A 16,704-nucleotide genomic window follows, 5' to 3' on the forward strand; every position below is an offset into this window, starting at 1 on the left:
ATGCAGGGATGCCGGGGCGCCGTGACCGTTGCCTAACGCTGGTTGAGCAGTTGCTGGATGATCCGGTCCAGCGCCAGTTTCAGCTTCAACCGATCATGCCGATGGGGCAACTCAAGCTCGCCCAGCTCGGCTTCGATCACACGCCCTTGCCAATCCCCCGCATCACCCGCGCCTTGTGGGGCCAGGATGGCATCCAGCCGACCTTGGCCGACCCGGGACTCCAGCCAGCGACACTGACTCATCAGATCCAGCTGACTGGCAGGACCGTTTTCCGCCACCAGATTGCAGACGAAAACCAGCATGGCGCTGCTCTCGTTGATGGCCTGGGCGATCTCGGCCAGCAGCAGTGGCGGCATGATGGAGGTGAGAAAACTGCCCGGCCCAAGAATGATCATGTCCGCCTGCTGCAATGCCAGCACCGCTTCCCGGGTCGCTTGCACTTCCGGCATCAGGCCGAGGGAGAGGGGAGGGGTTGCCAGTTGATCGATGGATACCTCTCCCAGGATCTGGGTGCCACACTCCATATGGGCGCAGAGATCGGTGGGAAATTCAGACATGGGTAGCAATTGTGACTCGATTTTGAGCATGTCACTGATCAGCTTGATAGCATCAAGAGGACGGACACAGAGATTATCGAGCGCCAGCAGCATCAGGTTGCCAAGGTTGTGGCCCGCCAGCTCGCCTTTGCCGGCGAAGCGGTACTCGAACAACAGGCTGCCGATGCTGGGGTCGGTGACCAGCTGGTTCAGGCAGTTGCGCAGATCGCCCCAGGCGATGCACTCCTGACTCTTGCGCAGGCGTCCGGTCGAGCCACCATCATCGGTAGTGGTGACGATGCCGGTGAGCCGTTGACCGAGAAACGAGAGGGACGAAAGCACTCGTCCCATGCCGTGGCCACCACCGATGGCAACGACCCGATCGAAGTCATTGATGTTTTTTTGCCACATATGGGCGTCCTGTCATTGGTCTCAGTTGACCGCTATGTTAGCAAGCGAAGCGAGATAATTGTTTGATAAAGGTATGATTTTTGCTTGAGGCTGCCATTCGATAAAACAAGGAGATGGTGTTGAAATTTCTGACCGTTCACTCCCTCGCCCAGAATTCATCGCTGGCGGCCCAAGATATCTGCGCGCAGCTGCGCCACCATGCCGATCAGGCCCCCTCCCTGCTGTTGCTCTATTTTACCCAAGCCCATGAGGGGGCGATACTGCGCGACGCGCTCAAATGCCAGTTCCCGACGACCCGCCTGCTTGGGTGCAGCTCTTGCGGTGGTGTCATGACCGATATGGGACACCACGCCCGAGACGGATATGGGCTGGCGGTTGCTGCTCTGTACGATGAGAAAGGGGCATTCGGGGTAGCCGGTGCCAGCGGTGACGGGGTGGATGTGCGGCAGTTGCTGCGCCGAGCCATGAGCGACTGTGGTCGACCGGGCGAGCTGCCCCAGCTGATCCTGTTTCATGCCAGTCCCGGCAAGGAGGAGGGGCTGCTGGCCGGAATCGAGGCAGAACTCGGTGCCTCGGTGCCGGTGGTCGGTGGATCCGCGGCTGATAGCTGCGTCAGCGGTGACTGGCAGCTCTGCTGGGATGAGGCGGTGGCTCAGGATGGCATCGGTCTGGCGGTGCTCTATCCCGATTGCCAGCTGGCTTTTCAGTTTCACTCCGGTTATGTGCCTGCCGAATTCAGTGGTGAGATCACCGCCTGCAACGGGCGGGAGGTACTCACCATCGATCACCAGCCTGCTGCCGAGGTCTATGCCCGCTGGTGCGGTCGCGAGCAGCCCTGGCCGGTGGGGGCGATTTTGCGGGAGACCACGCTCACCCCGCTGGCCCGTCAGGTGGGAGCGCTGGATGGCATTCCTTACTACAAACTCTCCCACCCCGAAGCTGTGACCGAACAGGGCGGGCTGCGGCTCTTTACCGATGTGGTGCAAGGGGAGCGTCTGCTGTTGATGTACAGCAGTCAGGAAGGGTTGTTGCAGCGCAGCCTCAATGCCATGCGTATCGAGCCAGGGTATGGGGTCGACGTGGAATTGCAGCCTATCGGCGCTCTCATCATCTTTTGTGCTGGTTGTCGTTTGGCGCTAGGTGATATGTTGTGCCAATTTGTCGAGCAGAGCCAGGCTCGCCTCGGCAAGATCCCTTTTATCACCCCCTTTACCTTCGGCGAGCAGGGGCGGCTGCCCAATGGCGAGCTGGCCCACGGCAACCTGATGGTATCGAGTGTGATCTTTCTGACCGCTTGAGCAGAGCAGGATACAAGATGATTGGCAACAGTGAATTGGAAGCCCTTGGCGACAAACTGCAGGCGACCCTGGTCGATCTTATGCGCTGTCGTGAGCGCGAGGCCAAGTATCGTCATGAATCCCATACCCTGCTGAAAGGGGTGGCTACACTGGCTGATGCCAAAACGCTGGAGCAGGTGCTGGAGAGCCTAATTCAAGTGCTCAAGCCCTTTATTGGATTTGAACATGCGGATGTGGTGGCCTGGAGTGGGGAACAGGGCATCACCCACCTCAGTACCGAGCCGGAACAGTGCGGTCGCAGCTGGTTGATGACCCCGGCCTTTGCTCGTGCCATTGCCGGAGAGACGTTGGTGATCTATGACCCGTTCCAGTTGCCTGAGCTGGCACCGCTGGCGAGCGAGCCGGGCTGGGCCAGCCTGATGCTGACCGGGCTGCAGGCCCCCGGCTTTACCGCCGTTATCCTCTGTCGGCACTCGCTGGCCGGCTCCTTCGATCTGACCAGCAAGGCGGCCATGCAGCGCTGCCGTCCGTTGATTTCACAAGCGCTGGTCAACATTGCCTATCGGGCCCGCTTGCAGGAGCAGGTAGATTTAAAAACTCAGGCCCTGCAGGCCAGTGAACGCCGTTTTCGCAGTTTTGCCGCCATGGCCTCCGACTGGTTCTGGGAGACCGATGCCGAACACCGGCTCAGCTATGCTTCCGAGCCCGGTTACCTTGACGAGATGACCCCGCTGGCAACCCGGCCGACCCTCTATGACTATGTCTGCAACAAGCAGAGTACTGAGTCACAGGCATATCTCGACCTATTGGAGCAGCGTAAACCGGTTCGGGCTGTACGCATGCAGGTTGCGATGCTCGACGGCCCCCGCTGGATGGAGGTGAGTGCCGAACCCTGTTTTGATCATGGGGGGGCTTTTACGGGATATCGCGGTACCGCACGCGATATCAGCCACCAGATCCATCGTGAAGAGGAGCTGGCGCGGGCACGGGACGATGCGGAGGCGGCCAACCGTGCCAAATCCCAGTTTCTTGCCATGATGACCCACGAGATCCGCTCCCCCATGAATGCGGTGCTGGGGATGCTCGACCTGGTGCTACACGCCGAGCTGGCACCCGAGCAGAAGCAGTTGCTACGTCATGCCACCCACTCTGCCAGATTGCTGCAGACCATCATCGACGATGTGCTCGATTTCTCTAAAATCGAGTCCCAGACCCTGGTGTTCCATTGCGAGACCTTGCAACCGATCCAGTTGTGTCAATCCGTGATCGAACCGTTGCAGAACCGTGCCGACGGCAAGGGCATAACACTGAGCTATGGGGTAGATGAAGCTGTCCCTGCCGAGCTGCAGGGAGATCCGGTGCGTCTTACCCAGGTGATGGGCAATCTGCTGGACAACGCCCTCAAATTTACCGAACAGGGAGAGGTCACTCTCCATCTGGGTTGGCAGGATGAGAAGCTGCTGATCTCGGTCTCCGACACCGGGATCGGGATCGCTGATGCGGATCAGGCGCTGCTGTTTGAACCCTTCTCCCAGGTCGACAACTCGGCCACCCGGCGTTTTTCCGGTACCGGCCTCGGTCTTGCCATCAGCAAGCGTCTGGTGACGCTTATGGGGGGAGAGATCCACCTGAAGAGCGAGCCGGGCAAGGGAAGCTGTTTCTGGTTCGAACTGCCCGGCATGGCGCTACCCTGCCATAGCCAGCCGCAGCGGGAGGAGGGGGCTTCGGCACTGTTGCCACTGGATGTGCTGGTGGTGGAGGACAGCCCGGTGAATCAGCTGGTGGTGTCGCTGATGCTGCAAAAACTGGTGGGCAAGGTTCGGCTGGCTGCCAATGGTCTGGAAGCGCTGGCGCAGGTGGATGAGCAGCTCCCGGATCTGATCCTGATGGATATGCGGATGCCCCTGATGGACGGACTGGAAGCGACCCGACGCTTGCGTGAGTTGGGATGCACCATGCCTATCGTCGCCCTGACGGCCAATGCGATGGCGGAGGACAAGGCGTGCTGTCTGGCGCAGGGGATGGATGACTTTCTCGCCAAGCCTATCACCTTGTCACGGTTGAGAGAGTGTTTGCAGCGTCACTTTGGTCAGCGGTTGCCGACGCGCGGATAAAAAAAATGGTCAACTTTGTGGGTTGACCAGTTCTTCAGCAAATACTGAAGAGAGCACGGGATAAATCGGGTTGTATCAATCTATATGAAAAATCTGTGCCAACTTTTTTAGGACTCTTTTGTGTTCAATTTTGGCCGTTTAGCGCAGCGGCTCTCTCTTGTTATGGCGTTTTGCGTTCCTACTTACTCGCAAAATGCGAATTTCACATTTTCATTGTTGGAATAATTGCATTTTGCAACGCTGTTTTTGTCATTGTGAAATCAGGCGATGCAGAAATTTACGGGCCGCTTCGCTGTTTTGTTTGGCAATCAGCATCTGCTTTTCATAAATCGGCATCGGCAATATCTCGAGCCAGCGCTGGCAGAGCCAGGCGGCATCTTCAAAGCGCTTGTCCGGATAGAGCTCATCAAGCTCCGGATACTGCTCGAACACTTCCCGCAGGCGATTGACCAGCAGCTTGTCGTTGAAATCTGAGTGGGTGCTCGGCCAGTTGGGCAGCATCTCCACCTTGGCCCGGCGCAGGCCCATCTCGTCTGTTTCCATCTCGTGGATGCAGAAGCGCTCCAGTCCCAGCACCGTCACTCCCAGCAGGCCATCATTAAGGCTGTAGAAGTCAGTCACCTTGACCCGGGTGCCCACCGGCAGAATGCGGCCGGATTGTCCCGAGGTGGTCGACTCTTCCATCACGATGCCAAAGCCCTGATCGTTGATGAATGACTCCTTGAGCATCTGCAGGTGGCGTGGCTCGAACAGACGCAGAGGAAGCTTGCCGCCCGGCAGTATGTGGGAAGGCAAGGGGAACAGTGCCAAAGGTTGTAGTTTCATGTTCCATCCTCCATTGAGTAGTTGCTGAATATGACAATGCAGCGACTGTGCCAGAGAATGAAAAAAGCCACCGGAGGGTGGCTTTTCGGGCGGTTGAGGGCGCTTAGTTGCGCTGCTCCAGATACATGACAGCCGCTTCCACGCGGCTTTGCGCCTCGAGTTTCTTCAGCAGGCTCTTCACGTGAACCTTGACCGTTCCCTCGGAGATATGGAGTACCGAGGCGACCTGTTTGTTGGAGAGGCCTTTTGCAATTTCGCGCAGGATTTGCATTTCGCGACGCGTTAAGCTTTCCAGCTTCTGCTGCAGGTGATCCAGCTCGTAGATGTTTTCGAGATAGGGGCGCAGCGGTTCGCTCAGGATCTGCTTGCCGGTCATCACGTCGGCCAGCTGGGCCAGCAGCAGATCAGGCTCGGTATCCTTGAGCAGGTAGCCGTCGGCACCGGCCTTGAGCAAAGCCACCACATCCTGACGGGCATCGGAGACGGTGAGGATCACTACCCGGGAGGTGATCTCCTCGGCGCGCAGCGCCTTGAGGGTATCGAGGCCGGAGAGCCCCTTCATGTTGAGATCGAGCAGGATCAGATCCGGCTCTGACTCTTTGGCCAGCGCCACGGCATCTGTGCCGTTGGAGGCTTCACCGGTCACCTCCATGTTCTCTTCCAGAGCCAGCAGCTGCACAATCCCTTTGCGCATGAGGGGATGGTCATCTACGACCAGAACTGTGTATTTCATCTCGTCCATCAGGCGTCTCTCGTTAGACTGGTGGGAAAGGTCAGATGCACGCAGGTGCCTTGTGGTTGCTGCTCGTTGATGGTCAGCAGACCGTGCAGTTTGCTGGCGCGCTCGTTCATGATGCTCAACCCGTAATGGTTGATCGCCGAGCTGGCGAGTCCGATCCCGACACCGTCATCTGAAATCTGAACCTCAATGTTACCACTGGCGAGGGTCTCACAGCTAACATCAATCACTTGCGCGTTGGCATGTTTGATGGCATTGAGCACTGCCTCACGGATCAACTGCAAAATGTGGATATGCTGGCCCGCCTCCAGATCGTTGTCGGCCAGTCCGTAATGGAACCGGATCTCGGCCTGGGTCTGGGGTTGCAGCTGATCAAGCATGACGCGGATCGCTTCCCCCAGATTGGCATCGCCAATGGTGAGACGGAAGGTGCCGAGCAGTTCGCGCAACTGGGTATAGGCATTGCTAAGCCCCTCGTCGATCTGCTGCATCGCCTCCTGCGCCTTGTCATGTTGCCCCTTGGCGTAAGAGCGCTTGAGCAGGGTGGACTGGATCTTGAGATAGGAGAGGGCCTGCGCCAGCGAGTCGTGCAGCTCGCGGGCGATCACCGCCCGCTCCTCCATCAGCAGCAGTCGCTGCTGTTGCAGCAGGGTCTGGTCTTTGTGCAGCACCTGAGCCAGCAGCATGGTGAAGTTTTTAATCAACCGCTCATCGATGGGGTGTTGGCTGATGATGTCGAGGCGGCCGAACTCCTGCTCATCCATCTGCAGATAAAAGCTGGCCACCGCATCGAGATCGCCGGGCCAGCCGGTGCGCCCCGAGATGTAGACCGGCATGGCGTTGTGCTCGAAGCGGGTCAGCCGGATGTGGTCGATATGCTGGTGGGCGGCGGCGCGGTCCAGCAGTTTGATAAGGGTACGGGTGCTGAGCGGGGCAGCGTGCAGCTTTTGGGCGGTCGAGTAGAGAAACGAGAGGGTGTCGTTGGCCTGTTGCAGCTTGGCGGTTTTCTCTTCCACCTTGTTCTCCAGCTCCCGATAGAGCTTGCCCAGCTCGTCGGCCATGGTGACGAAGGCTCGCGACAGCTCCCCCAGCTCGTTTTCGCCGTGGGCGGGCAGCTTAAGATCGAAATCCTGCCGCTGGATCTGGCGGGCGCAGTAGACCAGCTGGTTGAGGGGGGCGACCACCTGCTGGCGGGTGAAGCGCACCGTGAACCAGGCGATGGTGATGATGGCCAGCAGGCCGAGCCCCTCCGCCAGTGCCAGCATCCGCACCTTGAATTCCACGTGGTACTGCATCTGATTGACGAAATTGTCGATGGCCGCCACAAACTGCTCGGTGTTATCGGTGTACCGTCTGGGGGTGCGATCCTCGATGTGCTGGCGCATCACCTGCCACTGGCCGAGCACCTCGCCATAGGTGCGACGCAGGGAGGCAGGAGTGATCCAGCGCTGGGTCTCTTGCAGCTCTTCGGCGTGCAGGGTCTCTTCAAACTGGGAGAGGCGCCCCAACACGCTGTCGCCCCGCTCGATTTCATAGGCCATCCGGTAGGCCTGCATCCGCAGCGAACCGGAGAGGTTGATCGCCTTGGCATCGGGTACCGAGTAGAAGAGGGTGACCATGGCGACCAGCGCGATCAGGCTGGCCATGAAGAGGATCAACACCATGGCACGGCCAATGGCACTGCTGACCGAATGGACCCTGAACCGTTTTCCCATACTGATGCGCACCTCTGAATAGTGATAAGGACCCCGCAAGATGCGTGGGAGTGTACTCCAACTTGTGTTAGCATCGAAAAACTAGATGAACTCCGAGCGGTTTTGCCTAAGTCCTAGCGATAGGGGGAAACCAGCCGTCAGCCGACGTTCGAGCTGTAAGGGTCAGGAAAGAAATGCCCTGGCCTCCCGTATTTGGAAAGGTGTTTATGTTGCCACTTGAAGATGGTTTTTCCCGTCGTTTTTACTATTTGCGTCTGTCGGTGACCGATGTGTGCAATTTCCGTTGCACCTATTGTTTGCCTGACGGTTATCGCCCCCCGGAAGGCCACAAAGCGGGGCGTCAACCCTTTCTCTCGATTGACGAGATCCGCCGCGTGGTCAGCGGTTTTGCCGCCATGGGCACCCGCAAGGTGCGCATCACGGGGGGCGAGCCCTCCCTGCGTCGCGATTTCACCGAGATCGTCAAGGTGATTGCCACCACCCCGGGTATCGAGAAGGTCGCCATGACCACCAACGGCTATCGCCTCAAGGAGCGGGCCCAGGAGTGGTTTGATGCCGGACTCAACGCGCTGAATGTCAGTGTCGACAGTCTCGACCCGCGCCAGTTTCACCAGATCACCGGTGAGAACAAGCTGGCCGAAGTGATGGAGGGGATCGAAGCAGCACTGGCCGCCGGTTTCAAATCGGTGAAGATCAATGCTGTGCTGCTCAAGGGGCTCAACGACTACCAGCTCGATGCCTTTCTGGGCTGGATCAGACACAAGCCCATCGAGCTGCGCTTTATCGAGCTGATGCAGACCGGCGAGATGGATACCCTGTTTCGTGACCACCATGTCAGCGGCGAACAGATCAAACAGCGCTTGCTGGCGAGCGGCTGGGTGCAGCAGTTGCGGGGCACGGATGACGGTCCGGCGCAGGTCTTTATGCACCCCGATTCGCAAGGTGGGGTGGGGCTTATCATGCCCTACAGCAAGGATTTCTGTGCCGGTTGCAACCGGCTGCGGGTCTCCTCGCTGGGGAAGCTGCATCTGTGCCTGTTTGGCGACAACGGCATCGACTTGCGGGATCTGCTCGGCGCAGATGGGCAATCTGATGAGCTGCAACAGCGCATTCGCGCGGCACTGGCGGGCAAGAGTGCCACCCATCGTCTCCATGAGGGCAATGCCGGAATCACCCCTCATCTCGCCTCGATCGGCGGATAACCGCAAAAATCGCCAACGATTAAATAGCAATCCTCACATGGAGGTATTTTAACCGATACCTCCTTTTTTATTGCGCTGCAACGCTTTGATCTGGCGCAAGAATCCCCCCTGTTTATCTCCCTGGTGGTATATCCCTTACCTTGTCAGGGCCGCAATATACACCCACTCTTATAATTGGTATCAAGAATGCCAATCATGGACTCGCACTGTCCCCTTTTTCACCAGAACAGGAGTCAACATGCCGGATGAGATCGATCTTGCCCGCCGCGGCCTGTTCCGGGGGCGGCTGAGAACCGCCGAACCGCCGGTGCAGTTGCCCTGGTCAGTCAACTGGTCGGCATTTGTCGCCGACTGTACCCGCTGCGGGGACTGTCTGGCCGCCTGTCCGGAGCAGATCCTGGTGAATGGCGAGGGCGGTTTTCCGGTGGTCGATTTCCAGCGTGGCGAATGCACCTTCTGCACCGAGTGCGTCACGGTCTGCAAGGTGCCGCTGTTTCGCCCGACCAGCGAGTCCCCCTGGCACTACAAGGCCCATATCGAGGCCAACTGTCTGGCCAATGGTCAGGTGTTTTGCCAGCGCTGTCAGGACAGCTGCGAGCCCAATGCCATTTGCTTTATTCCGGTGCTGGGGCGTGTGCCCACCCCGACGGTCGAGCCGGATCGCTGTAATGGCTGCGGCGCCTGCGTGCAGGATTGTCCGGTTGGCAGCATCAAGGTCGATGGGCGAGCCGCCCCATCCGGTGTTACGAGCCAGTCCACCCTCAAGCAGGAGTCAGAATGAGTCAGAAGCCGTGTGACACAGAAGCCACAATGGATCAGGAGTTCCATGTATCGAGTCTGGTGGTGCTGACCCAGCCCCCCTTGCGCCATCAGCTCGCCGAGCAGATTGGCGCCCTTGAAGGGGCCGAGATCCACGCCGTCAGTGACGAGGGCAAGCTGGTCGTGACCCTGGAAGGTCCGAGCCAGCGGCCGATCATGGCGGCCATTGATGCGATACAGGCGATGCCGGGTGTGCTCTCTGCCGCCCTGATTTACCACCAGTTCGATGAACTGGGCGGTCACTGAAAAGAGTGATGGGATGCCGGGCGTGCCCTCTGCCGCTGATGGCTGGCTCCCGTTCGACAGATTCGACAACTATTACGCGATAAGCAATGTGAGGATATGCCATGAAGCTGAGTCGACGCGACTTTATGAAGGCCAACGCGGTGGCAGCTGCCGCTGCCGTGGCCGGTGTCAGTGCCCCCACGCTGGCAGCCAATCTCATCACCAGTACCGACAAGACGGCCATCCATTGGGATAAGGCTCCCTGCCGCTTCTGCGGTACCGGCTGCTCCGTGCTGGTGGGCTCTCAGGATGGTCGGGTCGTGGCGACTCAGGGCGACCCCGATGCACCGGTCAACCGTGGCCTCAACTGCATCAAGGGCTACTTCCTCTCCAAGATCATGTACGGCCAGGATCGCCTGACCCAGCCGATGCTGCGGATGAAGAACGGCCAGTTCGATAAGGATGGCGACTTTGCCCCCATCAGCTGGGATCTGGCGTTCGACATCATGGCCGAGAAGTTCAAGGCAACCCTGAAAGAGAAGGGGCCGACCGCTGTCGGCATGTTCGGCTCCGGCCAGTGGACCGTCTGGGAAGGCTATGCCGCCGCCAAGCTGATGAAGGCCGGTTTCCGCTCCAACAACATTGACCCCAATGCCCGTCACTGCATGGCCTCTGCGGTCGTTGGCTTCATGCGTACCTTCGGCATGGACGAGCCGATGGGCTGCTACGACGATATCGAGCAGGCCGATGCGTTCGTGCTGTGGGGCTCCAACATGGCCGAGATGCACCCCATCCTCTGGTCGCGGATGTCTGATCGTCGCCTCTCCAACCCGGATGTGCAGGTGCACGTGCTCTCGACCTTCGAGCACCGCAGCTTCGAGCTGGCGGACAACGGCATGGTGTTCACTCCGCAGACCGACCTGGCGATCCTCAACTATGTCGCCAACTACATCATCCAGAACGACAAGGTGAACTGGGACTTCGTCAACAAGCACACCGTGTTCAAGAAGGGGGTCACCGACATCGGTTACGGCCTGCGCCCGACCGATCCGCTGCAGCAGAAAGCGAAGAACCCGGACAGCGGCGATGCCACTCCGATGACCTTTGAGGAGTTTGCCAAGTTCGTGGCGGATTACGATGTGGAGTCGGTCTCCAAGCTCTCCGGCGTCTCCAAAGAGAAGCTGGAAAAGCTGGCCAAGCTCTATGCCGACCCGGGCAAGAAGGTGGTCTCCTACTGGACCATGGGTTTCAACCAGCATACCCGTGGCGTCTGGGCCAACAACCTCTGCTACAACATCCACCTGCTGACCGGCAAGATCTCCGAGCCGGGTAATGGTCCTTTCTCACTGACCGGCCAGCCCTCTGCCTGTGGCACCGCCCGTGAAGTGGGTACCTTTGCCCACCGTCTGCCTGCCGACATGGTGGTGACCGAGCCCAAGCACCGCGCCATTGCCGAGCAGATCTGGAAACTGCCGGAGGGGACCATTCCCGACAAGGTGGGTTTCCACGCCGTGCTGCAGGATCGCATGCTCAAGGACGGCAAGCTCAATGCCTACTGGGTGATGTGCAACAACAACATGCAGGCCGGCCCCAACATGAATACCGATCGCCTGCCTGGCTATCGCGATCCGCGCAACTTCATCGTGGTCTCCGACCCGTACCCGACCGTCACTGCCCAGGCCGCTGACCTCATCCTGCCCACCGCCATGTGGGTGGAGAAAGAGGGGGCCTACGGCAATGCCGAGCGCCGCACCCAGTTCTGGCACCAGCAGGTGAAAGCGCCGGAAGGGGCCAAGTCCGACTTGTGGCAGCTGATGGAGTTCTCCAAGCGCTTCAAGGTTGAGGAAGTGTGGCCGGCTGAGCTGATTGCCAAGATGCCGGAAGTGAAGGGCAAAACCCTGTTCGATGTGCTCTATGCCAACGGTCAGGTCAACCAGTTCCCGAAAGAGCAGAGTAAGGGGATGCTGAACGACGAAGCCGAACACTTCGGGTTCTACGTTCAGAAGGGCTTGTTCGAGGAGTACGCCACCTTCGGTCGTGGCCACGGTCACGATCTGGCACCGTTCGATCAGTACCACGAAGCCCGTGGTCTGCGCTGGCCTGTGGTAGATGGCAAAGAGACCCTGTGGCGCTATCGCGAAGGGTTCGACCCCTATGTGAAAGCGGGCGAGGGGGTACGTTTTTATGGCAAGCCCGATGGCAAGGCGGTCATCTTCGCCCTGCCGTTCGAGCCCGCCGCCGAGTCGCCCGATAAAGAGTACGATCTGTGGCTCTCCACCGGCCGCGTGCTGGAACACTGGCACACCGGCACCATGACCCGTCGGGTGCCCGAGCTCTATCGCGCCTTCCCGGATGCGGTGCTCTTCATGCACCCGGACGATGCCAAGGCTCGCGGCGTGCGTCGTGGTGAAGAGGTGATCGTCTCCTCCCGCCGTGGCGAGGTGAAGACCCGGGTCGAGACCCGTGGTCGCAACCGTCCGCCGAAAGGACTGGTCTTCATGCCCTTCTTTGATGCGAGCCAGCTGGTCAACAAGCTGACCCTGGACGCCACCGATCCGCTCTCGAAAGAGACCGATTACAAGAAGTGCGCCGTCAAGGTGATGAAGGCTTAAGGCGGGGGAGTGCGAGATGAGTCGTAGTCGTCGCCAGTTTCTGGCCGACATGGCCAAGGGGGCCTGCGGTGTGGGCCTGCTTGGCGTGGGGCTCGGTGGCGTGGCCCGCCAGCAGGCACAAGCTGTGCCTGCCCAGGCGCTGCGTCCGCCCGCCGCCCTCGATGAAGCAGAGTTTCTCGGCGCCTGCGTGCGTTGCGGGCTCTGCGTCGAGGCGTGCCCCTACGACACTCTCAAGCTCGCCCGGCTGTTTGACCCTGTGACCACTGGCACCCCCTATTTCAAGGCGCGTGCCGTGCCCTGCGAGATGTGTGATGACATCCCTTGCGTGGTGGCCTGTCCGAGCGGGGCGCTGGATCAGCAGATGACCGACATCGATCAGGCCCGGATGGGGGTAGCAGTGCTCATCGATCACGAGACCTGCCTCAACTATCTGGGTTTGCGTTGCGATGTCTGTTATCGGGTCTGCCCGCTGATTGACAAGGCGATCACTCTTGAGCTGCAGCATAACCAGCGTACCGGCAAGCACGCCATGTTCCTGCCCACGGTACACAGCGATATCTGTACCGGCTGTGGCAAGTGTGAGCATGCCTGCGTGCTGGAGGAAGCGGCCATCAAGGTGGTGCCACGCCAGCTTGCCAAAGGTGAGCTGGGTCATCACTACCGGCTCGGCTGGGAAGAGAAGGCCAAGGCGGGGAACAAGTCGCTCATCGGCGACAGGCTCACCCTGCCCACCCGAAAACCGGAGGGGTTATGAGTCGTTATCCGGGGGAAGAGGCTCGCATCAAGCTGGGGTGGTGGCGTTCCCACCGCTTCCTGATGCTTCGTCGGCTGAGTCAGTTCAGCGTGCTCGGGCTGTTTTTGCTGGGGCCGCTGGCGGGCATCTGGATCCTCAAGGGCAACCTCTCCAGCTCGCTGTTGCTGGAAACAATGCCGCTGACCGATCCCCTTACGCTGTTGCAGTCGCTGGCGGCGGGCCACTGGCCCATCACCACCCTCTGGCTGGGGGCTGCCATTGTGCTGGCCGGTTACTGGCTGGTGGGGGGGCGGGTGTTCTGCTCCTGGGTCTGTCCGGTCAACCTTATCACGGATGCAGCAGCCTGGCTCAGGGGGCGCCTTGGCCTCAAGGGCAATGGCCAGTTCAGCCGTGCGACCCGCTACTGGCTGCTGGCCATGGTGCTGGTGGTGCCAGCGGTGGTCGGGGTGATGGCGTGGGAGTTGGTCAATCCGGTGTCGCTGGCCATGCGCGGTCTGCTGTTTGGCATGGGGGCTGGCTGGGCCCTGCTGGCGGCGCTGTTCCTGTTCGATCTTTTCGTGGTTGAGCGGGGCTGGTGCGGTCATCTCTGTCCGGTGGGGGCCTTCTATGCCCTGGTCAACCGGGTCGGATTTATCAAGATTTCTGCCAAGGGGCGCGAGCGGTGCAACAACTGCATGGATTGTTATGCGGTCTGCCCGGAACGTCCCATCCTGCGCGGACCTGTTCATGGTGCCAAGCGCGGTCACGGGCCCTTGATTGCGGCTCAGGAGTGTACCAACTGTGGCCGCTGCATCGATGTCTGCGCGGAACAAGTTTTTGAAATCACTGTAGGTTTTGCCGTCAAGGCAGAAAAAACGTCGGAGAACAAATAATGAAAAAGCTGATTGGAGCAATGCTGGCCTGCCTGATGGCGGGATCCTTGATGGCAGCGGCCCCCGAGATCACCAACAGTACCGGTGGCCTCAAGTCCGAGCGTGGCGCCACCGATCTGGTGACCGATGCCACTGCCGCTCCCCTGAAAAACTTCCGTAAGGATGGCGCGCCCTACGATCGCCAGTACATGCATCAGCCGCCGCTGATCCCCCACGACATTCGCAACTATGAGGTGGATACCAAGGTCAACAAGTGCCTGGCTTGCCACAGCTTCAAGAATGCCAGTGCCATGAAGGCCCCCAAGATCAGTCCGACTCACTTCGAGACCCGCGACGGCCTGACCCTGGGTGAAGTGTCGCCGCGTCGCTACTTCTGCCTGCAGTGCCATGTACCGCAAGCAGATGCCAAGCCGCTGGTGGAAAATACCTTTAAACCGGTTGAAGCGCTGAACTGAGGAATCCATAGATGAAATTACCCGGCTTTATCCAGCGTCTGTGGACCACCTTCAAGTCACCATCAAAGGCGGCTCTCTGGGTCATCCTGCTGATGGGCTTCTTCGGTGGCGTGATTTTCTGGGGTGGCTTCAACACTGCCATGGAAGCATCCAACACAGAGGCCTTCTGCACCAGCTGTCACGAGATGAAGGACAACGTGTTCGAGGAGTACCGCGACACCATCCACTACGCCAACCGCTCCGGCGTGCGGGCCAGCTGCCCGGATTGCCACGTGCCCCATGAGTGGACCTACAAGATCATCCGCAAAGTGCAGGCTTCCAAGGAGCTGTGGGGCATGATCACCGGCAAGGTGGATACCCGTGAGAAGTTCGAGTCGCACCGGCGCGAGATGGCGGAGCGGGAGTGGCAACGAATGAAAGAGACCGATTCGCGCGAGTGCCGCAACTGCCACAACTTCGAGTACATGGACTTCTCCCTGCAGGGGCAGCGTGCCGCCAAGATGCACTCTACCAATCTGGCCAGTGGTGAAAGTACCTGCATCGACTGTCACAAGGGGATTGCGCACCAGCTGCCCGACATGACCGGGGTGAAAGGGTTCTGATCCTGCGACGACAGGCCGGGTTTACCCGGCCTGCGTTTTGTTCATATATGGGACAAGCATCAGATTTGTGTGTCTTTTAAATCCCATATCTCGTGAAACCTTTGATAGAATCAGCCCGCCGTCACACGCTTGAGCAAGTTGGTCCCCCTGTCTGCGTCCGTTTTTGCGTCCTGACAGCCGGCCTCTCATACCCCTTCTCTTCCTGCCTCGTTGACGGCCCATAGCCACAAGGAGCTGCCCGATGGGACAGAAACACAACGCATTTATTCCCCTCAAGATCGCCGTGCTGACGGTTTCCGACAGCCGCACCGCCGCCGATGACAGCTCGGGCGACTATCTGGTCTCGGCCCTTACCGACGCGGGCCATCAGCTGGCCGATCGGGCACTCTGCCCCGACAACCTGTTTCGCATTCGAGCCCAGGTGAGCGAGTGGATCGCCGATGAAGGGGTGCAGGTGGTGCTGATTAACGGCGGTACCGGCTTCAATGAACAGAACCGGGTACCGGAAGCGGTCGGTGTGCTGTTCGAGCGCACCGTACAGGGTTTTGGCGAGATGTTCCGTCAACTCTCTTTTGCCGAGATTAAAGGCTCCGCCATGCAGAGCCGTGCGCTGGCGGGACTCGCCAATCGCACCCTGATCTGCTGTCTGCCGGGCTCCACCGGCGCCTGTCAGCTGGGTTGGGAGCAACTGATCCGCGATCAGCTCGATGCCCGCACCAAGCCGTGCAACTTTGTCTCCCACCTCTGAGAGCAAACGATGAACCAGACAGATACCAAGCAGACCCAGCCCAACCTGACGCATCTGAACCAGAGCGGTGAAGCCCATATGGTGGATGTGACCGACAAGCAGGTGACCGAGCGCGAAGCCCGTGCCGAGGCGTTTGTTGCCATGACCCCCGAGACGCTGGCGCTGATCCTGAGCGGCCAGCACCACAAGGGTGACGTGTTCGCTACCGCCCGCATCGCAGGCATCATGGCCGCCAAGAAGACCTCCGATCTTATCCCACTCTGCCATCCGCTGGCCTTGACCAAAGTCGAGGTGGAGATAGTGCCGCTGGCCGAGCAGAATCGGGTGCATATCCGCACCCTCTGCAAGCTCTCCGGCAAGACCGGGGTGGAAATGGAGGCGCTGACGGCGGCATCTGTTGCGGCGCTGACCATCTACGACATGTGCAAGGCGGTGCAAAAAGACATGGTGATCGAACAGGTGCGGCTGGTAGAGAAAAAGGGCGGCAAGTCCGGCCATTTTCAGCTGGGGTCAAATAGCGGGGAGCAAGCATGATCAAGGTACTATTTTTTGCGCAAGTAAGAGAGCTGGTGGCGTGTGACGAGCTGAACCTGCCGTGCGACTACGCCACCGCCGAACAACTGCGCGCAGCGCTCTGTGAGCGCGGCGACAAGTGGGCGCTGGCGCTGGAAGTAGGCAAGCTCTTGGTCGCGGTCAACCAGACCTTGGTGCCCCTCGATACCTCCATCAACGATGGCGATGAGGTGGCCTTCTTCCCACCGGTGACCGGAGGTTAAG

At 59.6% G+C, this 16,704-nt stretch carries 17 protein-coding genes and 1 riboswitch; of the genes, 13 read left to right on the top strand and 4 right to left on the bottom strand.

Translation table 11 applies throughout. From position 1 onward, the window contains the following. Positions 1-32: 32 nt before the first annotated feature. The gene (locus G5229_RS00080) at positions 33-947 is read right to left on the bottom strand and encodes a gluconeogenesis factor YvcK family protein (protein ID WP_005334480.1); all 915 of its coding nucleotides are present in this window, start codon (positions 945-947) and stop codon (positions 33-35) included. Positions 948-1,060: 113 nt separating this feature from the next. Between G5229_RS00080 and G5229_RS00085 the strand changes: the two genes are divergently transcribed. Continuing rightward, on the top strand, positions 1,061-2,245 hold the full coding sequence (locus G5229_RS00085) for an FIST signal transduction protein (protein ID WP_421207946.1): 1,185 nt from the start codon (positions 1,061-1,063) through the stop codon (positions 2,243-2,245). 17 nt (positions 2,246-2,262) lie between these two features. Beyond that, positions 2,263-4,359 (top strand): ATP-binding protein, encoded by a 2,097-nt coding sequence (locus G5229_RS00090; RefSeq protein ID WP_421207948.1) that lies wholly within the window; start codon positions 2,263-2,265, stop codon positions 4,357-4,359. 249 nt (positions 4,360-4,608) lie between these two features. On the opposite strand, the gene G5229_RS00095 is transcribed toward G5229_RS00090, so the two are convergent. The 3 genes from G5229_RS00095 to narQ all read right to left on the bottom strand — a co-directional run bounded on the left by G5229_RS00095 (position 4,609) and on the right by narQ (position 7,638). After that, complete coding sequence (locus G5229_RS00095; protein ID WP_201937094.1) at positions 4,609-5,184, bottom strand: LON peptidase substrate-binding domain-containing protein; 576 nt, start codon at positions 5,182-5,184, stop codon at positions 4,609-4,611. Between the two features lie 103 nt (positions 5,185-5,287). Then, on the bottom strand, positions 5,288-5,926 hold the full coding sequence (gene narL / locus G5229_RS00100; RefSeq protein ID WP_005334471.1) for a two-component system response regulator NarL: 639 nt from the start codon (positions 5,924-5,926) through the stop codon (positions 5,288-5,290). Further along, a complete protein-coding gene (narQ, locus tag G5229_RS00105) occupies positions 5,926-7,638 on the bottom strand; it encodes a nitrate/nitrite two-component system sensor histidine kinase NarQ (protein WP_201937096.1) in 1,713 nt (570 codons plus the stop codon). The genes narL and narQ overlap by 1 nt, the downstream gene beginning before the upstream one ends. A 78-nt stretch (positions 7,639-7,716) precedes the next feature. Continuing rightward, positions 7,717-7,857: riboswitch (molybdenum cofactor riboswitch) on the top strand. On the opposite strand from narQ, the gene moaA reads away from it, so the two are divergent. From moaA to moaD, 11 genes are all read left to right on the top strand, one after another. Beyond that, positions 7,845-8,840 (top strand): GTP 3',8-cyclase MoaA, encoded by a 996-nt coding sequence (gene moaA / locus G5229_RS00110; RefSeq protein WP_342401453.1) that lies wholly within the window; start codon positions 7,845-7,847, stop codon positions 8,838-8,840. Its footprint overlaps the riboswitch before it by 13 nt. A 238-nt stretch (positions 8,841-9,078) precedes the next feature. Next, positions 9,079-9,621 carry a ferredoxin-type protein NapF gene (napF, locus tag G5229_RS00115; RefSeq protein ID WP_421207950.1) on the top strand — a complete coding sequence of 181 codons (543 nt, stop codon included), beginning with the start codon at positions 9,079-9,081 and terminating at the stop codon, positions 9,619-9,621. A 29-nt stretch (positions 9,622-9,650) separates the two neighbouring features. Then, the gene (locus G5229_RS00120; RefSeq protein WP_031227438.1) at positions 9,651-9,905 is read left to right on the top strand and encodes a chaperone NapD; all 255 of its coding nucleotides are present in this window, start codon (positions 9,651-9,653) and stop codon (positions 9,903-9,905) included. Between the two features lie 101 nt (positions 9,906-10,006). Then, on the top strand, positions 10,007-12,496 hold the full coding sequence (napA, locus tag G5229_RS00125) for a nitrate reductase catalytic subunit NapA (protein WP_421207952.1): 2,490 nt from the start codon (positions 10,007-10,009) through the stop codon (positions 12,494-12,496). A 16-nt stretch (positions 12,497-12,512) separates the two neighbouring features. After that, on the top strand, positions 12,513-13,250 hold the full coding sequence (gene napG, locus G5229_RS00130; protein WP_139410605.1) for a ferredoxin-type protein NapG: 738 nt from the start codon (positions 12,513-12,515) through the stop codon (positions 13,248-13,250). Further along, on the top strand, positions 13,247-14,122 hold the full coding sequence (gene napH, locus G5229_RS00135; protein ID WP_257687424.1) for a quinol dehydrogenase ferredoxin subunit NapH: 876 nt from the start codon (positions 13,247-13,249) through the stop codon (positions 14,120-14,122). Before napG ends, napH begins: the two co-directional genes overlap by 4 nt. Further along, positions 14,122-14,577, top strand: coding sequence for a nitrate reductase cytochrome c-type subunit (locus tag G5229_RS00140; RefSeq protein ID WP_005334452.1), 456 nt, complete (start codon positions 14,122-14,124; stop codon positions 14,575-14,577). The genes napH and G5229_RS00140 overlap by 1 nt, the downstream gene beginning before the upstream one ends. A gap of 11 nt (positions 14,578-14,588) precedes the next feature. Then, on the top strand, positions 14,589-15,179 hold the full coding sequence (locus tag G5229_RS00145) for a cytochrome c3 family protein (RefSeq protein ID WP_005353459.1): 591 nt from the start codon (positions 14,589-14,591) through the stop codon (positions 15,177-15,179). Between the two features lie 241 nt (positions 15,180-15,420). Beyond that, positions 15,421-15,927 carry a molybdenum cofactor biosynthesis protein B gene (gene moaB, locus G5229_RS00150; protein ID WP_064340970.1) on the top strand — a complete coding sequence of 169 codons (507 nt, stop codon included), beginning with the start codon at positions 15,421-15,423 and terminating at the stop codon, positions 15,925-15,927. A 9-nt stretch (positions 15,928-15,936) separates the two neighbouring features. Beyond that, complete coding sequence (gene moaC, locus G5229_RS00155) at positions 15,937-16,461, top strand: cyclic pyranopterin monophosphate synthase MoaC (protein ID WP_421207955.1); 525 nt, start codon at positions 15,937-15,939, stop codon at positions 16,459-16,461. After that, a complete protein-coding gene (gene moaD / locus G5229_RS00160; protein ID WP_323913156.1) occupies positions 16,458-16,703 on the top strand; it encodes a molybdopterin synthase sulfur carrier subunit in 246 nt (81 codons plus the stop codon). Before moaC ends, moaD begins: the two co-directional genes overlap by 4 nt. The last annotated feature ends 1 nt before the right edge of the window (position 16,704 follow it).

This window comes from Aeromonas sp. 602396 (assembly GCF_049173735.1).
In the GTDB taxonomy this organism is placed as follows: Bacteria; Pseudomonadota; Gammaproteobacteria; order Enterobacterales; family Aeromonadaceae; genus Aeromonas; species Aeromonas veronii_A.